Consider the following 8452-nt stretch of genomic DNA (forward strand, 5'->3'; position numbering starts at 1 on the left):
TATCTACATCCTACACATTCGTTTTTGTATCTTGTTCCTCATCTTGAACATGCAGTACATGTTGCCATTTTTTATAAGGCGCACTATTTGGATCAACATAGCCTTTCGCATACGAACGGTCCCATAGTTGTTTTACAAACATCTCTGCTTCTTTCTTTGCCACCATTTCAGCACCAGTTCCATAATAATCTTGGAAATAAACTAAAATTTCATCAAGAAATAACCGTAACAATTCATCTGATGTTTCCTCGAGCGTCGGGTCATACTTTGCCTCTCGATCATACATTAAAATAATATCTAAAATATTATGGACATGTTCTTTTCTAAGCCATCTTACATCTTGTGCACCTAACACAAAAGCATGTGTATATAAATGCCCGCCTTGGAGTGTCGCTTTCTCCTGTTCTTCTTCAAAACGCGACAAAATATTTTCATAAATAAACGGATTATGAAGCAATGCACGGTGTAATTTATAGCTCTCACTTGAAATATTTTTCCCCATTGACTGAATTAAAAAGCTACGCCCTACCCCATTATATTGATAGACAAATTGACCATCGACAGCAACAAGACTAATCCACCGGTACATATATGCATAAAGAAGAGCACGATTACATTTATCATAATCTAACTTCGTTTGCGTTGCATTCAAATCCGGCATAAAGGCTGGTAAGTGCCAATATTTATCTAAATGCGGCGTTAAATTAGATTTTTTAATATTTAACTTATTCACACGACGATAATAAGACTGAAAATAATCCCCTTTATCATTCATAAAACCATTTGCAATATGCCCAGAAGAAAGTTTAGGAAAATCTTGTAATGATAATCCATAGTGTGCTCGGTAACAAATTACTTCAAATGGTGAAAATGCTTCATTCACTGTATCCTTTTCTTGAAACATCTCTTGTAGAAGTTCTTCTTGTAATTCTTGTCTTAGCGAAGGATGTATGCCCCAATATTGTAACTCTCTATGATGAGATACTTTCGGGATAAATGGACTTGCTAGATGGAAAAGGTCTTCAATTTTTTCTCTCACATATTCATTGCGATCACGTTTTTTAAAATCCGCTTCTTTTCGCAATGCTTCAATTATATTGAGCTCTAGTTTGTCTCGATATCGCACTTGAAGTTCAGCATAGCAATACGTTAAAATATGCTCTCGATAAAAATCCTCTACCTTCTTAGATTGACTTTCTTCAGCTTGTGCATCACGGCAATATTCTGCATACAAGCTCATATAAATCTCCGCTGATATATCCTTTGGCAGTACACCTAAATTTAAATGTTGTTGCATATCTTGCCATATTTTTTCTTGCAGCCTTTCATCTGCTAACACATATACATTTGTCGGGTTTGTTTTTCCTTCAAATTCTTTGCTACGTTTTTGAATTTCAAACAGTAAATTTTCACGTGTCTCTTGTAAATTATCAAAGAATCTTTCCCAATGTTGAATCATTTTGTTTACCGCTTGATATAATGATTGATAAACGAGTTCGAGTAACATTTCTTTACGATACTCATTCAATTTATGCACATATTGCGTGACTATATCTTCAAATTCTTTTCGTAACATACGCTGTTGATTATAGAACATTTTCCCAAACCAACTTTGTTGCTGAGCTAGCTCAACACGTCGCACTGCTGTAACTGTACCGTCAATATTACTTACATTAAATTTCTTATCGTAGTTTTGAATTAAATTACGCTTCTGCTCATTATTCTCATGCAATCGATTCATTTTCTCTATTAACTGCTTCCGAATTTCATATAACATGAAACGAGCAGCCACCGGATGAACAGCTTCTGTTTTCTTTAAAAACCACGTGTTTAGTTGATATGACTGTCCTTCTGAACCACTTGGAGCATATCGATCCGATTCTATCATGTCATACAAAAGCGTCGTCACATGTTCATGTACACGGCTTGGTATTGCATAAGCATACAACCGAACAGCATGATCAACCCTCGCCACTTCCCCCTTCATCTGTTCCGTAATTTTGAGTTTTGCGGCCGATATTTTACACTCATGCTGCAATCTATTTAACTCTTCATCTTTTTGTACAGTACGTTGTACATAGCTTTCAACTGCCTCTAAAAATAACTTTGATTTTGCAATACCAACCTTCCCACCTTCTGCCCCTTCACGTGTTTCATTATACATCTGTCTATAAAAGATATGAGCTTGCTCTGGACGAGTGGCAAGATGCTCTAAATCTTCTAAATAGCTCTTCCCACGCTCTGGCTTCTCACGTTGCATACCACGACGAACATCTTGTTCATAGCGCTGCTTTTTCTCTTGAAACAATTGATCTAAATGAAGCCAGGATTCATCTAAGCCTTGCACGGCCCATTTCAAAGCACAATATTTTAACACATGCTCATACGGATAAATGAGCTTTGCAGTTCCAGCTCCGCAGTAACGTGCTTTTCCATTCGATTCTGCAAGCTGCTGAATTTGATTATCTTCCTGTGCAAAATGACTTGTAGACATCGGGCTAAATAACTGCAAATAAATCGTGTTTGTCATTTGTTCCATATAATCTGATAAATTGTGTAAATGATGACCATGTAAATTTTCATAATCATATAAAAAACAATAATTATACGGCAAATGGTGTTGTTTAATCGTGTGATTCGTCCGGCCATCTTCATCTACTTGATCCGGACGATACTCTAATTCAATCGTTACACCACCTCTTTTTGATAATTCACCTGTTGAGCCCAGGGTAATCGCATGAAGTTCTTTTAAAGAGGCATAACCATTTGCTTGCACAGTTTCAAACTCTTTCGCACTAATCGTACGCGTCTTGACAAGTACATCCGGCATTAAAAACGCGCCACGTATTAAGATGTTATGGTGCTGCAGTTTTTTCCTAAGCATTTCACGCAAATATAATGCAATTTGTAAAAACATACCTGAGCCCGTGCCGCCAGCTAACGATGTGACAATAATCACGCGAACACCATACTCAGTTTGATCACTGGTGACAGGAAATATTTTTTCAATTTCTTGCCAAAAAGCAGTTAATTTATCTTCTTTCATCGCTGCCCGTAAAGCTAGACGTGAAATGACACGAAGTTGGCCAGCTCCTTCTGTTAACGGCTTATCTAAAATAGTAGGATCCATCGGAAACCATTCCGGAATCGTTGGATCCCCCGCAATATATTCTCGCGGTGTTTTACTAGAACTAGTTTGTGTCTTAAACTTACGAATGTGCTCAAATTTACTTAATGTATTCACATCTGTATCAAACACATGCATCGCTACCTTTTTACGTCGTTCTTCTGGTAACTTTTCATATACTTGATGAGTAACAGTACTACCGATTCCACCTAAGCCAATTAAAATTGTTGGAACTTGTAATGTCATGTGAACCACCTTCCTATTAGTATGTATTCAAAAAGAAGGATAAAGAGAGCCGAGCAGTTCGAAGCTCAACAGCCGGGAGGATACGAAGTTTAGCTGTACTACTTGAGTACTGGGCTTTTCGAACTTTCTATTATTCACATTCGTATCGATAAATTTCTTTCCCATACCCTCGATCAATCAGTAAAATCTCATTCGGATATAATGTCTTATGCTCATTCCCGGCCTCTTCCTCTGTGATAAACATACCGTCAATAATCATACCAATCACTTGCGATTCCTTTGCGACAAATACAGACTTCGATCCTTTTTTTGCTATAAAAGTTACCGATTGCACAGTCTTTCGCTCTGCTCGAAATGGAATACCAAAATAATGTTTCCACCACTTGTTTCTTAGTAATTCTGGTTCAGATTGATACAGCCAATCTTTCGCTACTTCTTGATCCCATTCGTAGTACAACATTGCTTTCCGATGAAACCTCGGCCGGACAATCCACCCTAAAATAAGAATCGCAACAAGCAAAAATAGTAATGCAACTGGGATTACGAATTGAAAGATTAGCGAATAACGTTCCCAAAATGGTGCATTTTGAATATGAAACGAAATCGTTTTCTTTACTTCTTGTAACTTTGAATCGTTTATAGTGATGGTAGCTTCTATGGTGCCGGTAGCTGTAAAATTGAATGTATCGGAGTAGTAAGGACGAGGATAAATATAAATTTGATTGCCATGTTTCCGCAGTTCGTAGTTGATCGATTGATGAGATGTGATACCTGTAGATTGTAATAGTTTCTTTACTTCCACTTCTGTTATCGGTTCACCATTCAGTAAGGGCTGCAAGACAAATGGTTTACTCTTTTCTAAATTTGTCACCTTTTCTTCATAGTTTTTCGTAATGACCTGTAAAGATAGTTTTGGTTTAGGTACCGATTCAATTCGGAATTCTCTTGTTTGCCTGTAAAATCCTTTTATATTCATATGAATTTTCCCACGTACTGCCTGTTTTCCAACTTGTGTTTCATAATAGAATCGTTTTCCCTTACTATCCCATTTCATTGGATACATCTTTCCATCTAGTTCTACTTCTGCTTGAAAATAAGAAGATTGAATTGGTAAATCCGTCGGCTTCGCTTCGATTACTGCTTTTGTTCCCTCATACATTTCCTCAACGTTTTTTTTCGCTTTATCCTCTTTATCGTAAGTAGAAACGGTATAATCAAGTGCTGGTTCAACAAGTACTTTCAGCCCTTCTTTCACAATATCTCTATCAATTTCTAGCGTATATGTCCCTGGTTTCATCACTTCACCATTCGTAGCACTAATATGGGTAATACCACCATATAATTTCGATTCTCCTGGTGCATGAATCGAAAAGAACGATTGTACTGCTAATGGTTTAGAAAGTTGTTCTATTTGATATTGTGATACATTAGAAGATTGTTGCACCAGTGTCATTCTTTTTAATGGAAACGGTGTCGTAATCTCTAATTTATTTCCATATATATTCGTTTTCACAACAGATTCAACAGAAGAAAATGGATCTCGATTCGCAACCAAGGCCGCAGCTTGATTTACACTCTCAATGACCCCATCTTCCCCACTTGTTGGCATGATGATGCCATTTATTTCTTTCTTCCAAATTTCTTTGAACGTATTCATCTGTTGTTGCTCTTGCTGACCTAAATTTTCTTCCATTGTTATTAAAACTGGATGCAATGATATTTTTTTTGATTCCATTTCTTTTTTAAATTGTCCTAGTTTCTGTGTGATTTGTTCTTTACCATCAGTCTTTTCCTTTTCGAGTTCATTAAATGCTCCGTCAGTTAATACAATAAGCCAAAATTCACGTTTTCCATTTATGTCTGCTTCCTTTTTAATAGATTGCATTGCTGTTTCTACAGCACGAAACGGCGTATTTAAATAGTTCTTCCACACTCCAATTTCATTAATTTCTGTTTGTCTTTTTTCATTGGTCAGCGTTACATTTAACGCTTCAGTAGGACGACTCATTGGAACATATGAAAATTTATCTTTTTCATCTAATAATGCAACTAAACTTTGCAAAGCATAATTGGCATATTTCCAGCGATCGTTATTTCTCATGCTGCCAGAATCATCATATACAAGTGAAACGACCCTTTCTTTTGCCTCCTCTCCTTTTGCAAAAGTTAAAAAAGGATTCAAACATAATAATAGAAAAAAGATGAATGTGGCACAGATTCGAATCTTCATGATGAGGCTTCGCCACCTTTGTAGACAAATTCCTATGTTTAAATTTATGAAGAGAAACAAGATATATGACTTGTATTTTTAGACAAACAGGCTCTCATAATTTAATTATGCAAACAATATTGCTAAAATAAAAAATCTCATTCTGTTGAGCGTTACCTTATAAATTCTGATTAATTGTGCATCTTATAGGATTTATTTTTCACATAAACAAGCCTGCATGGAACAAAAATGAGAACTACAAGCTCTTACTACATTTTATATGGAAAATCACTGTAAAAAAGTTTGATTCCCTTACACCCTATCATATACATAAAAAACACGCCTATAAAAGCGTGTTTTTACTGTTTTACATATACTTCAACAATAGGATTATCTTTACGATCCGCGTGCAAACGAATCTTCTCTTCACTTGTACGATAAATACTTGCTAATAACATGATAGTTAACAAATTAGGAGTTTTTCCATCACTCCCAAGTTTTCGTTCAAGTGTTTCTCTATATTCAAAATCTAAATCTCCTTGTATATATGTATACACTTCAAATCCATCTTTCAAATCACAAACGATTCTGTCAATAACATCTGCTCCTATTTGCTTTTCCATTTCACTGCGAAGGGCATTCGTAAATTCATTCCAAGGCACTTCATACGTTTGAAATTGATCTTTAGGTTCCATAAGTCCCACTCCTTTTTCACATACACTCTTCCCATATCTTTTCCCTTTCTTATAACAATTATGAAACTTAGGTCAATCATACAAGCCGCCCTTGTCCCAATAACATATTGTATTACTGTAATACGGAAGGAGGAAAGAACATGCATAGACAAAAATGTTATAATACTTGCCGACGTTATTTAGGTAAAGTTGTACGAATTGAAGATCGTGATGGTTATATTCATCTTGGTAAAATTGTTGATGTAACAGATGATTCTGTTTGGATTACACCAATTCATCGTCCATCTTTTGATACAGGTTTTGGATATTATGATGCATATGCAAATGGTGGTTGTGATTGTTGCGGTGGCATAGGTCAATGTGACCATTGTGGATTTGGTTTTGATAGATGTTGCGATAGGGGTTTTTGTGGCGGTGGTGCCGTTCAATTAGCTTTCGGGTTTATTTTTGGTATTACTTTAGCTGCATTATTTTTCATCTAATGTACAAAGGGAGCTGACTGCATTTTTAGTCAACTCCTTTAATATACTGTTTTATTTCTCACAAATAAATATCCGGTGCCCTAATATATGTTGGTACATATGCAATACTCGCTCGTGTTGTACCCATGCATCATACAATTCGGTCGGAATAAATTGTGACATGTTCCATTCTGGCTCTTCCATTTGTCCTGCGATCGTCTCCGCAATCGTAGCTCCACCTACAATTGTTACCCTTTTGAATTTTTCCATTTGAAATAAGTCAATCCATTCTGTTTCTGTTTGTAATTCCTTTATTCCATATAACTGTATTATTTTATCCTCCTCTTCTTTTGTTATATGCTTTTCAATTATCATTTCAATAACAATAAGTTTCCCGTTCTTTCGCAAGACACGATAACATTCAGGAATTACCTGCTCTTTGTTCGTGAAAGCAAGTACAGATTCTCCCAGTACAAGATCAAATTGCTCGTCGAAAAGCGGTAATTTCTCAGCACTTCCTTGAATTAGCTCAATTTGTAACTGTTCTTGTAACCATCTATTTTTTGCTTTTTGAACCATAATCTCATTATTTTCAACTGCTGTGACGTTATAACCATATTGTTTTTTCATATAAGCTGCTGTCCGTCCTGTTCCGCAACCTATTTCAAGTACATTTGCTTCACGGTGTAATGGCAACTGTGCCAATAACTGTTTCGTTAACGTAAAACCACCAGGGTGTGCACTCCCAATTCCATAATAGGCTAAAAAATCAATGTATATATTCCGTTTCATAGGATTCTCCTTCATTTTTTCTATATTACCTATATTCATACAAATAAAAAACGGTGCAAAATAAAAAAGCATTTCTAAGGTGGGTTTAGTTCTCCTTAGAAATGCTTTTATCTTCATTACTTACTATTTTCTTCTGTTACATAAGCCCACTTGAAACTGTATTCTGGACTAATGTTATGTTTTACAACACCTTTTACGTTTGGTCTCATTACATACGATCTAGCACTTTGGAATAACGGTACAAGTGCTACATCCTCTTCAAGCAACAGTTTTTCTGCCTTCCCTAACTCTCCCCAACGTTTCTTCGCATCTGCCATTAGCTCTGTCTTACCTTGTTTGATGATTTCATCATATTTTGGATTCGAGTAGCTCATTTGGTTTTGAGAATTTGTTGATTCGAACATATCTAGGAATGTCATTGGATCCGCGTAATCTGGGCTCCATCCAGCATATGAGAAATCGTAATCTTGATCAGATTCTAATTTTAACTTTTGTTTGAACGGTTGCATTTTAATATTTACTGTTACACCTTTTAAATTTTTCTCGATTTGGTCTTTTACATATTCTCCAACTTTTTTCGCATTACTTGTATCATAGTTTAAGAACTCTAGTGTCACTTGATCTTTACCAAGTTCTTTTTTCGCTTCTTCCCATGCTGCCGCCGCTTTTTTCGTATCATTCTTTAAGCCGTTTTTAAACTCCTCTTGGAAGTCTTTCCCATCAGGACTTTTTGCTAATCCGTTCGCTACTAAGTAATCTGCAGGTTTAGAACCATCATTTAAAATTACATTTGCCAAATCCTTTTTATTAATTGACAATGCAATGGCTTCACGCAATTTTTTGCTCTTTAATGGTGTATCTTGACCACCGCGCTTTTGATTTAAACGTAAGAAGAATGTGCCTGGTTCAGAATATACACCAA

General features: G+C 36.0%; 6 protein-coding genes. 1 reads left to right on the top strand and 5 read right to left on the bottom strand.

The window, feature by feature from the left end:
• Window positions 1-10 precede the first annotated feature (10 nt).
• From CN288_RS06480 to CN288_RS06490, 3 genes are all read right to left on the bottom strand, one after another.
• Window positions 11-3373, bottom strand: coding sequence for a tubulin-like doman-containing protein (locus CN288_RS06480; protein WP_090691813.1), 3363 nt, complete (start codon window positions 3371-3373; stop codon window positions 11-13).
• A 130-nt stretch (window positions 3374-3503) separates the two neighbouring features.
• Window positions 3504-5603, bottom strand: a complete 2100-nt coding sequence (locus CN288_RS06485) for a vWA domain-containing protein (protein WP_098301997.1) — start codon at window positions 5601-5603, stop codon at window positions 3504-3506.
• A 338-nt stretch (window positions 5604-5941) separates the two neighbouring features.
• A complete protein-coding gene (locus CN288_RS06490; protein ID WP_026591607.1) occupies window positions 5942-6277 on the bottom strand; it encodes a hypothetical protein in 336 nt (111 codons plus the stop codon).
• Window positions 6278-6417: 140 nt separating this feature from the next.
• On the opposite strand from CN288_RS06490, the gene CN288_RS06500 reads away from it, so the two are divergent.
• Window positions 6418-6759: a hypothetical protein gene (locus CN288_RS06500; protein ID WP_026591608.1), complete on the top strand. Its 342-nt coding sequence runs from the start codon at window positions 6418-6420 to the stop codon at window positions 6757-6759.
• Between the two features lie 51 nt (window positions 6760-6810).
• Here CN288_RS06500 and CN288_RS06505 read toward each other — a convergent pair whose 3' ends face one another.
• Complete coding sequence (locus tag CN288_RS06505) at window positions 6811-7530, bottom strand: class I SAM-dependent methyltransferase (RefSeq protein WP_026591609.1); 720 nt, start codon at window positions 7528-7530, stop codon at window positions 6811-6813.
• A gap of 116 nt (window positions 7531-7646) precedes the next feature.
• On the bottom strand, window positions 7647-8452 hold an 806-nt coding region (locus CN288_RS06510; protein WP_255259952.1), incomplete at its 5' end, for an ABC transporter substrate-binding protein.

It is taken from the genome of Bacillus sp. AFS023182 (assembly GCF_002560575.1).
Classification (GTDB): Bacteria; Bacillota; Bacilli; order Bacillales; family Bacillaceae_G; genus Bacillus_A; species Bacillus_A arachidis.